Source organism: Sporomusaceae bacterium ACPt (assembly GCA_041428575.1).
Lineage (GTDB): Bacteria > Bacillota > Negativicutes > Sporomusales > Sporomusaceae > Sporomusa_D > Sporomusa_D carbonis.
The window spans coordinates 3,989,579-4,007,783 of sequence record CP155570.1; the positions used below are offsets into that span (position 1 = coordinate 3,989,579).

Below are 18,205 nucleotides of genomic sequence, written 5' to 3' on the forward strand. Positions count from 1 at the left end.
TTTGAAAATCCTGCTTGTATCCGCTCTCCAGCTACAATTTTTTCTATTGACCGTCCCAAGTACATACCTTGTCGTTACGGCCATTGTAAATCTGTCCAGAATAGCCAAAAAACAAGACCGGAATCTGGCTAAACCCTACCAGTTCCGGTCTTATGCTTAATCGGCAATTACCACTGCTTGTCCGCCGGCATGGCGTTTCGCCGGCTTTAACATCAGCGCCGCCAAAGTTCCAATGCCACAAATTACGGCCAGTACCAAAAAGGCGTCGTCAAACGCAAAAACGTAAGATTGCTGTTGCGCGGTAGACGCCATAAGCGCCAGCGCCTTTATATGAACCAGACTGCCGCCGGTGCCCGCGTGGGCAAACAAGCGCTCGCCATATGCTACCATATTCATGGCAGGCTTGGAGCTTACAGTAAAACCTTCGGCAATTTGATTTAGATGAAAGATTTGACGGTTTTGCAGTACCGTGGTTAAAATGGCAATACCCATTGACCCGCTTACTTGGCGTACCGCATTGTTAAGCGATGAAGCCCGGCTGATTTTCGGTAACGGCACTGTGTTCATCCCGAGTACTGTAACCGGCATGATAAACAATCCTAAGCCGGCGCTGCGCAGCATCATTATCAGCACAATGGTTCTGTCTGCCGTATCCAGATCAACATTTCTAAGTTCCAGTGAGCCCAGTGTCAGTAACGCCAAACCGGCAATTACAACAGGCTTGGCGCCAAATTTATCAGCCAGCTTGGCGGCTATCGGCATCATCAAGCCGGCAGTGGCGGCTGACGGAAAAATCAGCATACCGGTTTGCATAGCCGTATTGCCGCGCATATTCTCCATAAATAAGGGCACCATAAATATCCCGCCATATAAGCCAATGGTACCAATAAAACTGACTATGGTGCTAAAAGTAAAGTTCCAGTCTTTAAACAAGGATAGATCAAGAATGGGCTCCGGATGGTTGATTTCGATGAGTACGAACAGCACGATGCAGGCAAACGCAATATACAGCAGGGTCAGAATATATGCTGACGTCCAGCCTTCGTCCACTCCTTCGCTCAGGGCCAGCAGCAGGCAAAACAGTCCCAGCGCCGAAGTGACAAAACCGCCGTAATCAAATTTCCGGTGGGCAAATACCGGCGTCTCTTTAAGAATAAGGACAGCCAGAATATAGCCGATAATCCCTACCGGGATATTTATGGTAAATATCCAGCGCCAGTCCCAGTATTCAACAAGATAGCCGCTTAACGTCGGGCCCACTGCCGGCGCCACCATGGCCGAAATACCCCAGATTCCCATTGCCATGTTGCGTTCCTGCGGAGTGAATATTTGATAAACAATCGACATGGTAACAGGGACGATAAGCCCGCCGCCAATAGCCTGGATGACTCTAAATACAATCATGCTGTCATTACTCCAGGCAACGCCGCACAGCAGCGAACCGACGGTAAACACCGCCAGACTAAATAAATACATCCGTTTGGTGCCGATAACATCACAAAGATAGCCGGTAGCAGGCTGGATGACACCCATTGTCAACATATACGCAGTCAGTATCCACTGGGCCTTATCTGTGTCTACGGAAAAGACGGCCATCATTTTCGGGATGGCGATATTAACGATGCTGGTATCAAGAATGCTCATAAAGCCGCCGATGATGATTACGCCAAGAGCCCACCATTTATAAGTTGACTCGTTGATGTTAGGGCGCGGAATGGTCATCTTCCCGCCCCCTTAACCGACATGAATTTTAATATAAACTGACATACCGGGACGGAAAACAAACCCGCTGTCTTGCGGCACGGTGATCTTAATCGGAATACGCTGGGTCACTTTAGTAAAGTTGCCTGAAGAATTCTCAGTGGGGATGAGGGCAAAAACCGAATTTGTCGCACTGCCAATTTCATAAACGGTACCGGTAAACTTGTGATCCCCATAACCGTCAACAGTATATTCTACCTCCTGCCCCACCTTGATTTTGCCAATTTTGGTCTCTTCAACCCTGGCGCTAACCCAGACATCATTAAGATCAGCAATCGTAACTATCGACTGCCCGGCACTAACCACTTCCCCGGCATTGGCCGACTTAACGGCCACCGTACCGTCTACCGGCGAGACAACAGTGGTATTATCAAGCATTACGTTGGCGGCTTCCAGGGCGGCTTCAGCCTGTTTTACCTGAGCGGCTGCCGCTCTGATTGATTCCTCACGGGAGCCGGCCTCAACCAAATTAGCCTTTTCCATAGCGGCGCTCAGGGCTTCCCGGGCGACCTGATAAGCGGTATCGGCGTTATCTAATTGCGACGCGCTGACCGCCCCCTCCTGATATAGTTTTTGCACCCGCTCATAGTTTTTCTGAGCATTATCGAGATTAGCCCGGGCTTGTTGGGCTTGTGACCGGGCTTGTTCGATTTCTTGCGGCCGCGAACCTGCGGTTAATTCTTCATAATGCGCCTTAGCGGCCGCCAAGGCAGCCTCGGCTTGCGCTTTTTGCGCCAGTATGTCCCGCGGGTCAATTTTAGCCACTATCTGCCCGGCTTTTACTCGATCACCTTCTTTAACCAATAGTTCGGTTATCCTTCCGGCAATCTTGGGGCTGACACTGACGATCGTTCCCCCCACCCGGGCATCATCGGTACTTACATACCGAGTATTCTCGTACCACCACCAGCCGCCGCCAACTGCCCCGGCTGACAAAAAGGCAATTAACAGTCCAATGATTAGTTTTTTGGGCTTGCCATTGGCTTTTGTATCTACTTTTTCTTGCATGCATATCTCCCTTCTGACCAGTCAGTCAATCATGAAAAAATTTTACCCTGTCCATAGCAATCAGTCAATAATAATTTTTATCTTTGCATGCATCCCGGCTTTCAATTTTCACACGGCTTACATAGGCTGGATACATTGCCAAAATATAGATATAGCGCTACAATAAGATCAGTAAATATGGCTTTATTTAAGGAGGAAAGCATGGTTACGGCTTTAGTCAATACAGCCTCCGGCCTTAAACTCTTAACCCGATTTATTTGGGAGATATTTCCCCTCGTTGACCGCGAGCTTGTCGTCTGGAAACGCTTTGCCGCCGAACACGGTATGCGTGAACTCGCCGATCAGGCCTTAGCCAGTATTTCTACCAAAAAATTCCATTGTCAGGGTGGCAGTGTCTATAGCCTGTATAAAGGTGTGCCTGCCCGCGATTTTGTCCGGCTGGTAGTAGCCCTGCAAACAATAAGCGACTATCTCGACAATTTGTGCGACCGGGCAGGAGTAACTGACGAGACAGCTTTCCGTCAACTGCACCTGGCAATGACTGACGCGCTTGACCCGGACGCACCGTTGCATGACTACTATGCGGCCTACCGGTTTAAAGATGACGGGGGCTATCTGAATTGCCTGGTCGAAACCTGCCGGCAAGAAATAGTAAAACTACCGTCCTATCACTTGGTTAAAACGGAAATACTACGCCAGGCCAGGCTGTATAGTGAACTTCAGACCTATAAGCACCTTGATCCTATGGTCCGCGAACAAAAAATGCTCGACTGGATTGGCGGCCACCTGCCCCGCTATCCGGAGATTACCCCCTGGGAATTTGCCGCGGCCACCGGTTCAACGCTGGGCATGTTCATGCTGTGCGCCGCCGCATATAACCCGTTGCTCACTGCCGGACAGGTCGAAAAAATTGCCGCCGCCTACTTTCCCTGGATTAACGGCTTACATATTTTATTAGATTATTTCATCGACCGTGCTGAAGACCGGCTAAGCGGCGACCTCAATTTTGTTTCCTATTATAACGATAATCAGGAAACATTGATGCGACTAACCTATTTCGGACAACAGGCGCGCAACCAGGCTGCAACACTGCCTGAATCAGCCTTTGCCCAAACAGTCGTTAGCGGGCTTTTCGCCATGTATTTGTCCGACCCTAAAACCAATCTCCCGGTCGAACGGACTATTCGTGACCAGCTGCTAAATTCGGCCGGCTTATATGCAAAATTCATGTATGCGCTCTGCCGGTTGCTCAGAAAAAAGAATATCTTATGAAACCCGCAAAACACCAAAAGCGAGATTGCCACGCTAACGCTCGCAATGACTAGGAATAGCCCAGGCCTGTCCCCGTCATTGCGAACATATGTGAAGCAATCTCGCTTTCTCTTTCCCAAAGCGTAATCTTATTTTTTTAGTTGCCCGGCAGCTTTAATAATCGCCACGACCAGTTCCCCGGTGTTGTATAAATCTTCTTCCTTAATAAATTCATCCGTGGTGTGAACTTGGGACATGCCGGTACCCAACACAACAGTGGGTACGCCGTAACTATTAAAGTAGTTAGCGTCACTACCGCCACCGCTAGCTTTGATGACCGCTTTCAGGCCGATGCTTTCAGCGGCTTGGCGGGCAAGCGCCACAACCGGCGCTGTTTCAGACAATACAAAGGCGTCATATTCTTTGGCTACTTTAATATCAACCTTACCACCGGCGGCTTTGACGGTTTCTTCAAATACCTGACGCATGTGTTCGGTCTGCGCTGCCAGCTTTTCTTTGTTACGGCTGCGGGCTTCGGCCCGTATTTCTACTTTGTCAGGCACAATATTGGTAGCTAAGCCGCCCTGAATCATACCGATATTGGCGGTAGTCTCAGCGTCAATGAGGCCGTCTTTGATCGCAGCCAATGCTTTGCCGGCCAGGACGATAGCGTTTATTCCTTCTTCCGGAGCAACCCCGGCGTGGGCTTTTTTCCCATGAACAGCGATGGCAAGTGTGTTTTGGCCAGGCGCCCTATTGATAATCTCACCAGGCGAACCGCCGGAATCAAGCGCATAACCGAAATCAGCCTTTAAAAGGGACGGGTCAATATGTCTTGATCCGTTTAAACCGCCTTCCTCGGCTACCGTAAAGACTACCTGAATGCTGCCATGGGGAATATTATGTTCTTTAACAAGCCTAAGGGCTTCCAGAATCGCAACCACTCCGGACTTATCATCAGCACCGAGAATGGTTTCGCCGGCCGAAGTGATTACACCGTCGGCAAGCACCGGTTTAATGCCGGCGCACGGTTCAACACAGTCAAGATGGGCTGTTAGCAGCAAACCCGGAGCACCGTTCACATTGCCGGGGACAAAGGCAAGGACGTTGCCGCAGTTACCGCCGATTATGCTGCCGACATTGTCTTCTGATACCTCGATATGTAAGCCGGACAGTTTTTGCTTAATAACATCAGCTACCTGGCGTTCCGCCCGCGTTGAGCACGTAATCTGCACTAATTCAAAGAATTCGTCAAGCATACGTTTCCGGTTAATCATCGATAAATCCCCCCTACATAATTACCCAAGCACCCAACCATATTAAAACTATCATTTGTAGAAAGGGTGCTCTTCATGCCAAAAACAGTCATGTTAGCCAACGATAATCCCAAACTGGTTCATGAACTTCAGGCCCACGGTTTCCGGGTAGTTGACAATAACGACCGCTCCCGGCCCGGTATGACGGCTGATGCTTATTTATACACCAGCTACCGCCCTGATATGAACGACGGGTTGACCTGTCACCCCGTCCATGCCGACAGGAGCATTGGTAACTACCATTATACCACAGACGACCATCCCGCCACTATCATGCTCAATATTACCGGTCTAAACGCCGGCCAGGTTGTCGATACGCTGCGGCAGCAGTTGGCCCGCAAACCCCAGCTTTAGCATTCAGTGCCGCTGCCGCGACACAAGCACCCGCCCCCGGGTGACGGTCTCTTCGCCAAAACGTTCCTTGAGATTATCTACAGCCCGGGAAACGGCCATGAGCTTTTCATCGTCCTGGTCAAATAGCGATATTTGTCCGCCTGATGTCGCCAGACCGCTCACTGTCACACCAAGCAGCCTAACGCCTTCGTTTAAAGCTATGTTGGCCAGTATTTCTTCGGCTGTGCGGTAAATTGTCTGGTCCATATTGACAGCTACCGGCACCGTCCGGCTGCGGGTGATGGTACGAAATGAGGCAAACCGTACTTTAACGGTGATTGTACGTCCGCTCAGTCCCTGGCGTCTTAGCCGCCAGCCTACCTTCTCCACCAGCGCCCATAATTCAGTATTGAGCTCCTCCAGACTATACAAATTATCGGCAAATGTTGTCTCTTTCCCGATTGACTTAGGCTGCCATTCCGGGACTACCGGACGGTCGTCCTCGCCGTTGGCCAAATGGTGGAGCGTGTGCCCCAGTTGGCCGCAATACCTGGCAAGCATCTCGGGATCAGCTTTGGCAACCTGGCCAATGGTTTTAAGCCCCAATGTTTCAAGAGTCCGGGCGGTGGCCTTGCCCACTCCCCACAGCTTGGTAACAGGCACATCTGCCAGCACTTGTGCTACCTGGCCAGGCTTAATAACCATCAACCCATCCGGTTTTCGCATGTCTGACGCCAGCTTAGCCAAAAATTTATTAGGCGCTACACCGGCCGAAGCTGTAAGCCCCAGCTCAGTTTTGATCCGCTCTTTGATCCTGACAGCAATGTCCACCGGATCGGGATATATTCCTTCCATCCCGGTCACATCAAGGAAGGCTTCATCTAACGACAACGGCTCGACCAGCGGCGAAAAACCGGTAAATATATTCAATATTTGTTGCGAAACTTTGCTGTATTTTTCATGATTGGGTGGTAAAAAAATCCCCTGCGGGCAACGCCGTCTGGCCTCAATGGACGGCATCGCCGAATGAACGCCGAATTTGCGGGCCTCATATGAGGCGGTAGATACAACCCCCCGCGCGCCGGTACCGCCAATGATTACCGGACGGCCGCGAAGCTCGGGATTATCCCGCTGTTCAACAGCCGCAAAAAAGGCGTCCATATCAATATGAATAATCCAGCGCTGCATGGTTTCACCTCGTTTAGACATCTATTCAGAACACATGTTCGTTACCATTATACACCTGTCGTTGCGTTGGTGCAATACTTTAGTTATCAATGATTCGAGTAGCAATAGAGACAGTTAAAATTACACTGTTTCAGGTAATCGCCTAAATCTGAACTCCGGTGACAGCCGCATGCTTTCCTTTGACCGGCATCCTTAGCCTTTGAAACTTTTCCCCCAAAAATTTGTTCTAATAACGCCCCGTCAATACAAGCCCCTTTTGTTAACCCGCACACCTTTTCCAGCAACGGAGAAGCACAGGAAAAAACACGTAAATCATACTTTTCGGCAATCCCGACAAATTGCTCAAACAGACTTATCACCCGGGAATCGTCCGGCATAAGTACATGTATCCCCGCATTGTCCAGCCTTCGTTTTACATGAGGGTACAGGGCGATGTAGGACGTAGTCAGCCGGCAGTCATTCATACCTAAAGAACGGAGATCCCGGCAGAGCCGCTCGAAGGCATTTAATCTTGCCGTTTCGGGGTGGCCGCCGCCAGGCCAAGGCTCCCCGCAATTAGCCAGGATAACCGGATCAAAACGAATGTTAAACTGTACCGGGTCATACCTTTGCAATAACCCTTCAAGTATTCTTATTGAATACGAATATTCGGGTACGTTAGGTTCCAGCACTTGGGAGTAATTGTTTATAGTATATTGAAAATACAGGTTGTAATTTTCAAGATTCATCGGTGCCTTTAATACATTACTGAAGTCCTTGCTCCACAGGACCAAGGTATGAACGGCCTCAGGGCGGACATCCACCCGGTATACCCTATCTCGGAATCGCGGATTTGCAACTGCGGCCTCCCCGTTTCGCAAAACCTGTTGCAGCCAATCATAGTGAAACTTAGGTATGTCGGTACGCCGGGAAGCAGAAATTATCTTTTTCATCTTGATCCTCATAGTCAAAAGTCCCATGCGCGGACACCGCAGGGACTTCTTTTTAATTAGGTTCTGTTCGCGCCTTCTTTAGACTATTGTCCGAAATATTTGAATATGTTGCCCAAAATATATTTAACCATCTCTTCACCGGACAGTTCATTGACATTAACCAGCGCAAAATCAAAAGTTATATTTTCCAGCTTGATAAAAGGCACTAACTCGTGATGTGTCTGCAAAAAAGCCGGCGCGGGAAACTCGTGGATGACAGTACGTCTTTCCGTACCGGCTGACCGGTGCTTCCTGCTATAGCTGTCAAAAATACCTTGAACCGAATCTACTAAGTTGCCATTTTCATCATAGATAAACGAGTATTTAGGATTGGCACTGATTTGTACCTGTTCGTCCCCCAGCCCAACCCGTTCTTTCTCCTTTTTAACCCACTCTTTGTCGACGTTAATTTGAATGTTGTCAACAACCGGCTCCCAAAGGTCCTGACCTGAAGGCTCCAGCAACTCATAAAGTATAATCCCGGCATTAGCGGCCATTTCCTTAATATCTTTCTTATATACCGGCTGCGTGATTAAAACGCCGGTAGTCTGTCCCGGTATGTCTCTAATTATCCTCACCAGGGAAAACAACTCGCCTAAAGTTACCGTCTCTTTTGCCTGAATCACTGTTTTATAAATAATGTCGCCATCGGTAAATTCCCAATAAATATCAGCCGCGTGGACAGATGTCTTTCCCTGTATGGTTGCCGGGTACTGGGTATTAAGAGTTCGCACAGATTGTTCCTGGGCGATTGCATCATATATATCCCGGATGGCTTTCTCATAAAAATGGCTATTGCTCGTCAATGTAACACCACCATAATATATGTTTTATGCACTTATATGACATCAAACTCACTTTTTCCTTCTATGATCCGGTAAAATTCCCGATTATTAATATACCCACAATAGTGTCATTCATATCAGTACCTTAAGCGCATTGGCGTTCGGTAATCAGCATAATGCCCTGCCGCATCCCCCGGCGTCTATAGCTTGTCTAATATATATGAGAATCGAAACAAAGTATGACCGGGTAATAAAAAAATAAGCTCCGGCTTCCGCCGAGCTTACGTTCCAGACCTATTTAAAAATATATATCAACGGCGGCTGTACCGGATTGTTGTTTGTCATAATAAATGAATTATTGCCAATAAACCGGTACTAGCCCTCCGATTGAATTGCTTTCATTATATCGATAAAATGTGACAAAAGTATGACAACCACTCATAAGAAAAACCCCTGATTATTTTCAGGGGTCTTGGCTTATCTTACACCCAGCCCGGTAACTACCTGAGAAATTTAATTGTGATATCCGGCAAATAGGTAGTAATAGCACCAAATAATTGGGTAGAAAAATTCTCGTCGGCAAGAATACGTTCAATGGCGCTTCTTTCAATAATAGCGTAGGGCTTAACTAAACCTAAAAACGGGTGATGCAGGCCGGAATCCAATTTCCCGGTATCCACCCGTTCGATATGCATACCGTCAAGATGAAAGGTGTATTCGCCAATTAGCCGGCCACCTTGAGTTACCTGAAGGCCAACCATGTTCTTGTTACCTGAAAGCACAGCATTGGCCACCGAGTAGATATACGGATGCTTTTCTTTTACAATCTCCAGAATCTTCTCCCGAAAGGGCAGGACTCTTTCGGTAATTAATCTATCTGTTTCGGTCATGCTACATACCTCCGCTTAGTCATATTAAGCATAGTATGCCCTGTTGCTTGCAACCTTAGCCTGCATGCCTTTTATGAGTATGAGACCGGCGGTACGATAGTTTACCACAGTCCGGATATTGTCGCCTACCCGGTCATGCAAAAAATCAACATAATGCAGATATGTAATGCTTATAGCCATCGCCCCTTTCTGTTCGTTAATAAAAACCTAGTCCACTATTAAATTCAATATCTATCGGCAGCAGGACTGTAATAGTGTTTTATTAATTATTTATATGGAAAAATACTGCTCTTTTAGAAAAATAATACTGGATATTTGTTCCATATAATTATATATCAATACTGGGTTGTTGTAACTACAACAAGTATTACGACTTGTTTCCGGATATAGAAAAAAGGCTTACCTGAATAAAAAAGTCAGGTAAGCCTTTGAGTTTTTTAGAACCCATCCACACCATATAGGGTCTCTGTTTCAATGCCTCAATGAAGCGTTCACTAAATGTAACTCCTATTATAGCTGCTTTCGACCCCTATTCTATTTCACCAATTCCAACCGGGAAATCGCTGCCTCATGCCTAATGCTGCGGGAACTCAACACATCGAGAATATCAGAGTGTTTGCCAAAGGTGGAATCTATCTTGTCCACTTTTGTGCCTAACAGGTTAACCATGTTAACCACATCGACAACCCCTTTTTCCATTTTGGCTTCCAGATTATCCAGTTTAGCTTCCATAGAATTGATGCGTGTTTCCATAGAATCCATTTGCTGCCTTAATTCTTCGGTGACAGCATTATTGTGGCCTACCATCTGGATAAGCTGTTCCAGCATTTTTTCCACACGGTCCAAACGAGTATCGTCCATTTTGCACTCCCTTTTATCAAGGTTTTTTAGTTTAATTCGGTACAATACTTCAATTCCCGTTTCGCTTATCCTCTTGTATGATGGCAGCAATGGCCTAGTTCACTGCTCATCGGGAAAAATCTCGCTTATTTTGCTCGAATCTTATAGCAAGAATAAATTCCCATTGCCACACGATCCTATTTATTTGGCCTGTTTTTTTAGTCGTTGAAGTTGAGTTTCTTGGTTAAATAAACGGTCATTCAAAGCATCGAATTTATCTTCTAAAAGGTCGGTTTTTTTATCAATGTGTTGCAGCATGGCTTTGACGTCTTCTTGAGTCTCCAAGGCCAAACGGTCAAGTTTTGAATCCAAGACTGAAACATCCTGTTTTAACACAGAAACATCCTGTTTTAACACAGAAACATCCTGTTTTAGCACAGAAACATCCTGTTTTAGCACAGAAACATCCTGTTTTAGCACAGAAACATCCTGTTTTAGCACAGAAACATCCTGTTTTAGCACAGAAACATCCTGTTTTAGCACAGAAACATCCTGCCTTAGTTCTTCAGTGACAGCATTATTGCTACCAACCATCTTAATGAGCTGTTCCATCATATATTGGTTTTGCTCTATCATCTTTTCGAGTCGGTCAAATCGTTCATCGCTCATAATTTCCACCTCACTTAGCTTTTCTCCAAGCAGATAATTCCGATTCCGTTTGAAGTTGGCGCAGTGCCAAAATATTGATGGACTCACCCTGCATTATCTGGGTTTGACTGATTCTTTCGGTTTGACGGCAAGTTTTTTGCACTGACACTTCCTGCTGTTCGGCGCTATTTAACTTTCGCAAATACATCCTTGTTTTTATCACATTCACCTTTTGCGGTTAGAACTTATCTATTATTGTAAGTTGTATTTATCCGGCAGTCAAGCTGCCCGCAGCAACCGTAATACTTCTTCCCTCTTAAAATCAATCACTTTATGCCATAATAACAGCACCGGCCGGTACAACGACTGAATTTGTGGAGGTGCATTGCTAGGAGATTTTGGAACATACCGGGTAAGGTTGCAATGGGTGTGGGCTGTATCGTTGCCGCTCCTGTTGCTGTAGTCGCCGCCATTGAGACTGCGGCGGTGGCGGGTATGGCAGCAAACAGCCGCCCACCCAAGGGTGGACGGCTAAATTGTTTTACCAATCTCAATGGGCAAGCGCCATCATTGTTAACCATGATATAAAGAAAGCATCCCGATTTTCATAGCTTCTGTCATCATCACGGATAAAAACGAATGTTCCGTTGCGCATGAATCCCACACTTACTAATTCATCTGAATCGTTATAGAACAATATGGCATCTTTTATGCGGTGGCCGTTATAAAAGAAGCCCTTGCCTTGTTTATCCTGCCATTTATAGGCATGTAATCCGGGAAATCTCTGACTTAATTCACGGTCATGAATACGCTCCATTTTGTATTTATACGCTAAGAATCGATCAGGATGCTCATGCCATTTAAACGGCAGCGACCTTTCTGACATAAAATGAGCTTGATGCCAGTTACTATCCTGATACTGCCACTGTGACCAGTCATGATGACGCTCCCGGGCACTCACCGTTGAAGACAGAGTCAAAACAAATAACACAAGGACTAGCAACACGGTTTTTTTCATATTTTTAACGACCTCCTTTGCTACAATTTTATCCATAAATTATGACAAAAATATGACAGATTACCAACTTCAGTAATATTTTTAAAAACAAAAAAGCAATATTTTTCCGGAATGTCACTTGATACAATTTATCGTTAAAGTTAACACTCACATTTCGCACCCCATAGCAATATTATGTAATAGGAATTTAAAAGGGGGTTTTAGGTTTGGCGTCTTACGATAAACTTGTAAAATATCTGGGTGATAAATTTCAAGCTGGCCTTTCACCGCTGGGAGAGATCATTAAAAACCAGGAGATCATTATCACGCAAAACAAACAGATAATTGATCTGCTCACACGGATAAACATTGACCGGGAAATGGAACAAGGAACTAATGTGCGTCCTTCTGGAACAGCCGACGATACCGAAGCATAGTTATCTCTATGTTCACCTGCTCCAACCCGCCATAACATATGGCGGGTTGTTTTTTGCCCCTTTGCTTAAAACGCCGCCCATAAGGACGGCGCTATTTTTTGTCCCGCTTTCAACGTACGCTTTACAATCTCAACCAACACCATTTTGTTGATACCAAATGCCTTTTCCCCGCAAAATATCACCACCGGTCCCCGGCTTATCCCCAGCTTTGACTACCCACAAATCCCAGCGCTCAACACTGTTTTGCGGACCGTATTTGCCTTGCGGATATCCGTTTTCCTCGTATCCGGGATCACAACCGTCCATATTATCGGCAGCTTCGGCGTGCGTCATAAAATGCTCAATATCAATCGGAATATTCAAGGCCTTGCTTAATACTGCAATAATTTGAGCAATAGCTTCAATTTGTACGTCTGTTGGCGGTTCTGGCCCCAAATCACCACAGGAATGGGCGTTATAGGCACAAGCCGCGGCGATGCCAACAGCCCCGCTATTACGAAAATACGTATGGTTCTTTTTTTCGCTCAAATCATTCGTACTAACAAAAACTGAGCCATCTTTACCAATATTAAAATGGTAGTCGCTAAAATACTGGTCATAATGGCCAGCCGTCCAGTGCAGATAAACTTTAATCGGCCATCCATATCGTTGAGCGGCCTGCAGTAGAGCAGGTTTAGCCTGAATAGCCATTTGTTTTATATCCGCTAATATGACTTGTTTCAATTGGAATCGCCTCCGTGTTGTAATATTGGTTGTCAGTGTGCTGGCCTTACTCCTTATCTTGATGTAAGTCGGGCGCATCTGTAGCCTGCTGCATTTTGCGGATTGCCGCAACCTCGGTATCAACAATTAGTCCAATGAGCGCTGACGGAATCAGAATTTTTCGCCAACCCAAAATATCGCTAATTTTTTGGATAGCTGTGGCCCGTTTTTGGCTGTTTTCCATTTCGTCAGCAAATTTATCAAGCTCAAAAATAATGCTTCGAATTGCCTCTTTCAACTTGCTTTCCGGCAATTTAGCAAACAGCACAAATAATGTCATGGCTAAAAGATTAGCCGCCAGCAGCCCGCCTGCAACCCAAAGAACAGTTTGTAATTCATTTGAACTTATCATGCTCACACCCCCTTTATTGTAAATATATTCCTTAAACACCGTTCCTGTTACTTGAGCTGTAAAAAAAGCTGGCAACTAAAATGTAAATACAAAAAGCGTCCCCTGATGAGACGCTTTTTACATTACATGTATATTTTATTTACTACTACCAAGTATTAAATTTTTACTTTTTTTAGCAAACGATACATAACTGCTCAAATAATCATACAGTTCCTCACATTCTTGACTGTCTAGGCTGGCGATCGTCTTATCTCCAATTACATCATGTATAAATGCGTTTACTTCTCCCTCTGCATATCCGAGATGTATCATCTCATTTTTTAATGAATAAATTTGTTCGACAACAGGATTCATCACTGTCCCCCTATAAATCTGTTTTTTTAACTCATTTCTACATTTTTTAAAGATATCCTTAAGACAAGTGTCCTAAATTTATAGGAAGTAAGTCCTATGAAATTCTTTAGGGGCATCACCGGTCAAGAACCCACCCCTTCTTTTAAAATTTGATTAACCGGCTGCAAGGGTATTATTCAAGCATAAGAATAATTAAGCGCTAAGTTGAATAAGTAAATAGTAATGAACAGGATATCGAAAGACCCCTGACTGTCGCCAGGGGTCAATACAGGCACTTTTAACTCTATTAATAATTAAATTCCTTAATCACACCCGCATTTATGGCCGGTCCACACATGCTTGGCTTTACACATCCATTCCTGCACATCGTTCAATGTCTCGCCAAACCGCTGGAAGTGGACAACTTCCCGTTCCCACAGGAAGCGGAGGGTATCTTTTACACACGGATCGTCAGTACAAGCAATCAAGTGCTCATAAGTTGCCCGGGCTTTTTGCTCTGCCGCCATATCTTCGGTCAGGTCGGTGATAGGATCGCCCAGCGCGGCAATATATTTTGCCGTCCAGGGTACGCCGTTGGCGTCAGCCCAGAATAAAGCACAATCATGTTGCACGTACTGCCCTTCCCAGCCTGCTGCTTTGAAATCTTCACAAGTAGCCCCCTGGGTAAGCTTATATACCAAAGCGGCAATCATTTCCATATGAGCCAGTTCTTCCGTGCCGAAAGAAGTAAAACAAATACGTATTTGGACTAAAACATACATCGGTATGTTCTATTACCCTTTATGCATTTTTTAAACATGTTATAGTTATTTCGTAACAAAGATGTATATAAAAAACCTAGATAACACAAGGACTCAAGCACTCTATTAACACTATTTATTAACATTCAGGATTTTTTTCGGCGTTTTTTCGTTTATAAATTTCCCAGCCAAACGTAAGCTGTAGCCTTTCTTCCGCCTTGTTTGCCAATAACCCCATCGTCTACTAATTTAGCCAAGGCGGTTTGCAGACGACGACGAGGGATTTCTTTACCTATACGATTGTGTATATCGCTAATTTTCGCCCTGCCATATTTACTCAAGTCCTTAAGCACCAGCTCTTGCAAACGATAAACTTCAATATCCTTTAAAGTCGTTGTAGCCTTAAAATCTAATCGTTTAATTAATTCAGGAGAAACATGATACATTGTACCTTTGGTACGACCACTACTTTGAACAATACCTGTTTGTACTAGCTTATCTAACCAAGGCTTAAGATACGTTGCGTCGGGTAACTCTAAACTCTTACACAACTCGAACGCTGACATGGCTTCATTCTGAGCCAACAGGCCCAGGCAAATTTTTTCCCGTTGATTCAATTGGTATATGGAATCCGCTTTGGCAATAAAATCAATGATCCGAGGATTAAATATACGCTTGCGAATGGTTACTTCAAAGTGATCAGGACCTTCCGCAATTTCCGGCAACTGTTTGCCTTGCGCCAACAGTACTTCATAGACCATGTCATAGCCGCTACCTTCACGTTCCATGAGTTTTAAATCGTGAAACACTTTGGCCAAATGTTCATTCCGGCGTATAGTCGTATGTAAAATGTTGCGGGGTGTCACTCCTAGCGGTAGTGTCCCAGGGTTTACAATCTGCAGTCTATCGGGATAGAGCTTTATGAAGATATCGCCTCTTTGTGTATAAGGCCTATGTACCAATGCGTTAGTCAACAGCTCACGTACAACCACCTCATCGTAATGAGGGATTTTCTGCCTATATAGTCCGTCAGGATACTCATAGCTCTCACGCCAATCTGGCACTTCATTCCATACAGCCTCTAGCATTTCTATTGGGCTCAAGCTAAAGTCGTCCCAAGCTATCTTATTCACTTTTTGACCAGTTTCGTCGTATTTAATGTATTGAATAACCGGCGCAACACCGAGCTGCGCCCTATCCTCGCGACGTCCGAGGCAAAGAATACCTAGATTTGTTAGGTACTGATCCCGAGCCAACATGTAGTGTTCTAGCAACTCATCATCTGTCTTTTCTTTAACTGACAGCTTTACTCTGTCAGATGCTCTAATCGCCGTACAAAATTTTTGTTTTTTTGTGTTATCGATCCGTGACCGTGGAACTTGATGCGTTGTTAATGTCTCCCATGGCAGTGCAGACCGTTCACTTGCAAGGCGCAGTATTTCATCACCGATAACTGGTTTGCTGCTATCAGCAACTCTTATATAATAACGGCCATCCGATGTAGATGGCACCGGCAGTGATCTTTGAATAACCAGTTCAATATACTGTCCTCCGTTGTCTGCAGAAACTATGGCTGGCAGTATAGCAACATTAACTGTGCGCTCGGATATCTTTTTGCGTATCGTATCCAGCAACGCAACATCAACACGTTGGTCAGCAGGCGGCAAATCAGCGTTATCTTCGATGCCAATGAGAAGTTTTCCGCCCTGTGCAGTAGCAAAAGCAACACAATCTTTGGCTAATTCGGTCCAATCTGCAGTCTTGCCAGTAACGGCTCTTATTGACTTTTTATCTATTAATTGACCCTCTAAGCTCATAACTTCTCCTCTCTTGATAACGCCAGCTGTTAGCATTTAGAATAATCATCATTTAACACACATGCTTACCTTTACTACAACTATAATAACATAACTTTATTCCAAAAAAATACCATGTGTCAGATAAACTAATACCGTCTTCTATATTTTAATTTACCTTTGTTCGTTTTACCCTACCGTGGCACAATTGTTACATCAATCTCCGGCTTAGCGTACCGTCCTCTATTTTGATCTGTTCTTGACACATAAACCGCTGAAAGTGCCTGAATGCAAGCATCACGACGATTATGTTCTTGCTGCATGGCGGCTACAAAGTTTGCAACACGAGCCTCAGTGGAATGAATGTTAGCTATATTCCCATGTTCTTGTATTTGCTGTTTAATTTCGGTGAGCAGCGTTTGTATTTGTTGCAGTGCCCCATCCAACTCTTTATCATCAATCCGTCCTAACGTAAACTGCATCACCAGCTTCTTTTTACGTTCATTTAGTTCATCTTCCTGTTTTTGAAGTCTGGTTAAGATTGCCGCTGAGCCAGTGCGTAATTTTTTTTCGGCTAGCAGTTTCCTGATGCGGGCCGGTTTTAATGCCAACTCTTTTAGTAGTTTCCAAACTTCTCCATCAAGCACACTTACCTGTACTCCCCGGTTGCTACATGCTTCTTCTCCAGTTTGAGCCCTTCGACGTTGACTAGAGCAGACATAGTAGTATTTGGAAGTACCATGAAAAGTTACATACATAGGTTTGCCGCAAATGCCACATTTCACAATGTTTTGTAACAGGTACGTGCCTTTGGTATTGCGGGGCGAAAAACGCTTGTTTTGAGCAATCTTCATCTGTGCCTCTTGAAATTCTTCCCTCGATATAATAGCCGGACACTGAACTACGAGCCAATCTTCTTCCGGCCGGATTCGTGTAACATATTTGCCATTTTCCTTTTGGCGAATTTGACGGAAATGTACTGCTTCTCCATAGTATAAGGGATTCTTTAATATCCTAGAAATCGTAGCTGGTTGCCAAACTGAGCCCTTTGGCGATGGAATTCCTTCTCCGTTTAATCGTTTGACCATCTTGGATATACTAATTCCCTCTATCGCCATCTGAAATAATCTCTTGACTAGCGTTGCGTTACAGTTCCCTAGCGCACTCCGATATGCTATGCTAGAATAACTAAAGACGATGAAATCTATATCGTTACAGTTCCCTAGCGCACTCCGATATGCTATGCTTACACCTTTTATAGTAATACTATAACTTGGGTTACAGTTCCCTAGCGCACTCCGATATGCTATGCTAACATCAATCCTGTTGTCTGGGAGATTGTCGTTACAGTTCCCTAGCGCACTCCGATATGCTATGCTTGTTCAGCATGAGTATTACCTATGTATTACGTTACAGTTCCCTAGCGCACTCCGATATGCTATGCTTCCACGGCATCGGGAATTTTACAATTCTATGTTACAGTTCCCTAGCGCACTCCGATATGCTATGCTTTCGATATGTTGTGCCAAGGGAATACAGCGTTACAGTTCCCTAGCGCACTCCGATATGCTATGCTTTTAAGATGTGGTCATGTAATACAAGGATAGTTACAGTTCCCTAGCGCACTCCGATATGCTATGCTTTCGATATGTTGTGCCAAGGGAATACAGCGTTACAGTTCCCTAGCGCACTCCGATATGCTATGCTTTTAAGATGTGGTCATGTAATACAAGGATAGTTACAGTTCCCTAGCGCACTCCGATATGCTATGCTACT

The 18,205-nt window shown here is 45.2% G+C and carries 20 protein-coding genes, 1 pseudogene and 1 CRISPR repeat array (1 of these 22 only partly in view); of the genes and pseudogenes, 3 read left to right on the forward strand and 18 right to left on the reverse strand.

The genetic code is table 11. From position 1 onward, the window contains the following. Positions 1-156: 156 nt before the first annotated feature. Entirely contained in the window at positions 157-1,722 is a 1,566-nt protein-coding gene (locus SCACP_RS20370; RefSeq protein WP_425059302.1) for a DHA2 family efflux MFS transporter permease subunit, read from the reverse strand. Positions 1,723-1,734: 12 nt separating this feature from the next. Then, entirely contained in the window at positions 1,735-2,769 is a 1,035-nt protein-coding gene (locus SCACP_RS20375) for an HlyD family secretion protein (RefSeq protein WP_425059303.1), read from the reverse strand. 201 nt (positions 2,770-2,970) lie between these two features. On the opposite strand from SCACP_RS20375, the gene SCACP_RS20380 reads away from it, so the two are divergent. Beyond that, on the forward strand, positions 2,971-4,041 hold the full coding sequence (locus SCACP_RS20380; RefSeq protein ID WP_425059304.1) for a tetraprenyl-beta-curcumene synthase family protein: 1,071 nt from the start codon (positions 2,971-2,973) through the stop codon (positions 4,039-4,041). Positions 4,042-4,169: 128 nt separating this feature from the next. Here SCACP_RS20380 and SCACP_RS20385 read toward each other — a convergent pair whose 3' ends face one another. After that, on the reverse strand, positions 4,170-5,297 hold the full coding sequence (locus SCACP_RS20385) for a M20/M25/M40 family metallo-hydrolase (protein WP_425059305.1): 1,128 nt from the start codon (positions 5,295-5,297) through the stop codon (positions 4,170-4,172). 75 nt (positions 5,298-5,372) lie between these two features. Here SCACP_RS20385 and SCACP_RS20390 point away from each other — a divergent pair, with 75 nt between their 5' ends. Next, complete coding sequence (locus SCACP_RS20390) at positions 5,373-5,690, forward strand: hypothetical protein (RefSeq protein ID WP_425059306.1); 318 nt, start codon at positions 5,373-5,375, stop codon at positions 5,688-5,690. Between the two features lie 3 nt (positions 5,691-5,693). Here SCACP_RS20390 and SCACP_RS20395 read toward each other — a convergent pair whose 3' ends face one another. The 8 genes from SCACP_RS20395 to SCACP_RS20430 all read right to left on the reverse strand — a co-directional run bounded on the left by SCACP_RS20395 (position 5,694) and on the right by SCACP_RS20430 (position 12,045). After that, a complete protein-coding gene (locus SCACP_RS20395) occupies positions 5,694-6,878 on the reverse strand; it encodes a DNA polymerase IV (RefSeq protein ID WP_425059307.1) in 1,185 nt (394 codons plus the stop codon). Positions 6,879-6,943: 65 nt separating this feature from the next. Then, a complete protein-coding gene (locus tag SCACP_RS20400) occupies positions 6,944-7,789 on the reverse strand; it encodes a DUF1848 family protein (RefSeq protein WP_425059308.1) in 846 nt (281 codons plus the stop codon). 83 nt (positions 7,790-7,872) lie between these two features. Continuing rightward, positions 7,873-8,634 (reverse strand): hypothetical protein, encoded by a 762-nt coding sequence (locus tag SCACP_RS20405; RefSeq protein WP_425059309.1) that lies wholly within the window; start codon positions 8,632-8,634, stop codon positions 7,873-7,875. 479 nt (positions 8,635-9,113) lie between these two features. Further along, entirely contained in the window at positions 9,114-9,503 is a 390-nt protein-coding gene (locus SCACP_RS20410) for a hypothetical protein (RefSeq protein WP_425059310.1), read from the reverse strand. 24 nt (positions 9,504-9,527) lie between these two features. Then, on the reverse strand, positions 9,528-9,683 hold the full coding sequence (locus SCACP_RS20415) for a hypothetical protein (protein WP_425059311.1): 156 nt from the start codon (positions 9,681-9,683) through the stop codon (positions 9,528-9,530). A 354-nt stretch (positions 9,684-10,037) separates the two neighbouring features. After that, positions 10,038-10,364 (reverse strand): hypothetical protein, encoded by a 327-nt coding sequence (locus SCACP_RS20420; protein WP_425059312.1) that lies wholly within the window; start codon positions 10,362-10,364, stop codon positions 10,038-10,040. Between the two features lie 180 nt (positions 10,365-10,544). Then, positions 10,545-11,012 (reverse strand): hypothetical protein, encoded by a 468-nt coding sequence (locus SCACP_RS20425; protein ID WP_425059313.1) that lies wholly within the window; start codon positions 11,010-11,012, stop codon positions 10,545-10,547. Between the two features lie 529 nt (positions 11,013-11,541). Then, positions 11,542-12,045: a hypothetical protein gene (locus SCACP_RS20430; RefSeq protein WP_425059314.1), complete on the reverse strand. Its 504-nt coding sequence runs from the start codon at positions 12,043-12,045 to the stop codon at positions 11,542-11,544. Between the two features lie 170 nt (positions 12,046-12,215). Here SCACP_RS20430 and SCACP_RS20435 point away from each other — a divergent pair, with 170 nt between their 5' ends. Continuing rightward, positions 12,216-12,425 carry a hypothetical protein gene (locus tag SCACP_RS20435; protein WP_425059315.1) on the forward strand — a complete coding sequence of 70 codons (210 nt, stop codon included), beginning with the start codon at positions 12,216-12,218 and terminating at the stop codon, positions 12,423-12,425. Positions 12,426-12,554: 129 nt separating this feature from the next. Here the strand turns inward: SCACP_RS20435 and SCACP_RS20440 are convergent, their stop codons facing one another. From SCACP_RS20440 to SCACP_RS20470, 7 genes and pseudogenes are all read right to left on the reverse strand, one after another. Next, entirely contained in the window at positions 12,555-13,148 is a 594-nt protein-coding gene (locus SCACP_RS20440; protein WP_425059316.1) for a peptidoglycan recognition protein family protein, read from the reverse strand. A 46-nt stretch (positions 13,149-13,194) separates the two neighbouring features. Further along, a complete protein-coding gene (locus SCACP_RS20445; protein ID WP_425059317.1) occupies positions 13,195-13,539 on the reverse strand; it encodes a hypothetical protein in 345 nt (114 codons plus the stop codon). Positions 13,540-13,674: 135 nt separating this feature from the next. Further along, a complete protein-coding gene (locus SCACP_RS20450) occupies positions 13,675-13,893 on the reverse strand; it encodes a hypothetical protein (RefSeq protein ID WP_425059318.1) in 219 nt (72 codons plus the stop codon). A gap of 302 nt (positions 13,894-14,195) precedes the next feature. Then, the gene (locus SCACP_RS20455) at positions 14,196-14,654 is read right to left on the reverse strand and encodes a manganese catalase family protein (protein ID WP_425059319.1); all 459 of its coding nucleotides are present in this window, start codon (positions 14,652-14,654) and stop codon (positions 14,196-14,198) included. 152 nt (positions 14,655-14,806) lie between these two features. Further along, positions 14,807-16,450 (reverse strand): ATP-binding protein, encoded by a 1,644-nt coding sequence (locus tag SCACP_RS20460; protein ID WP_425059320.1) that lies wholly within the window; start codon positions 16,448-16,450, stop codon positions 14,807-14,809. 173 nt (positions 16,451-16,623) lie between these two features. Continuing rightward, complete coding sequence (locus SCACP_RS20465; protein WP_425061461.1) at positions 16,624-17,283, reverse strand: recombinase zinc beta ribbon domain-containing protein; 660 nt, start codon at positions 17,281-17,283, stop codon at positions 16,624-16,626. Beyond that, positions 17,278-17,562, reverse strand: a pseudogene (locus tag SCACP_RS20470) (recombinase family protein); the annotation flags it as partial. The gene SCACP_RS20465 and the pseudogene SCACP_RS20470, both read right to left, overlap by 6 nt. Before the next feature lie 12 nt (positions 17,563-17,574). Then, positions 17,575-18,205: direct repeats of the CRISPR family, unit length 36 nt; unit sequence GTTACAGTTCCCTAGCGCACTCCGATATGCTATGCT; it runs 129 nt beyond the window's last position.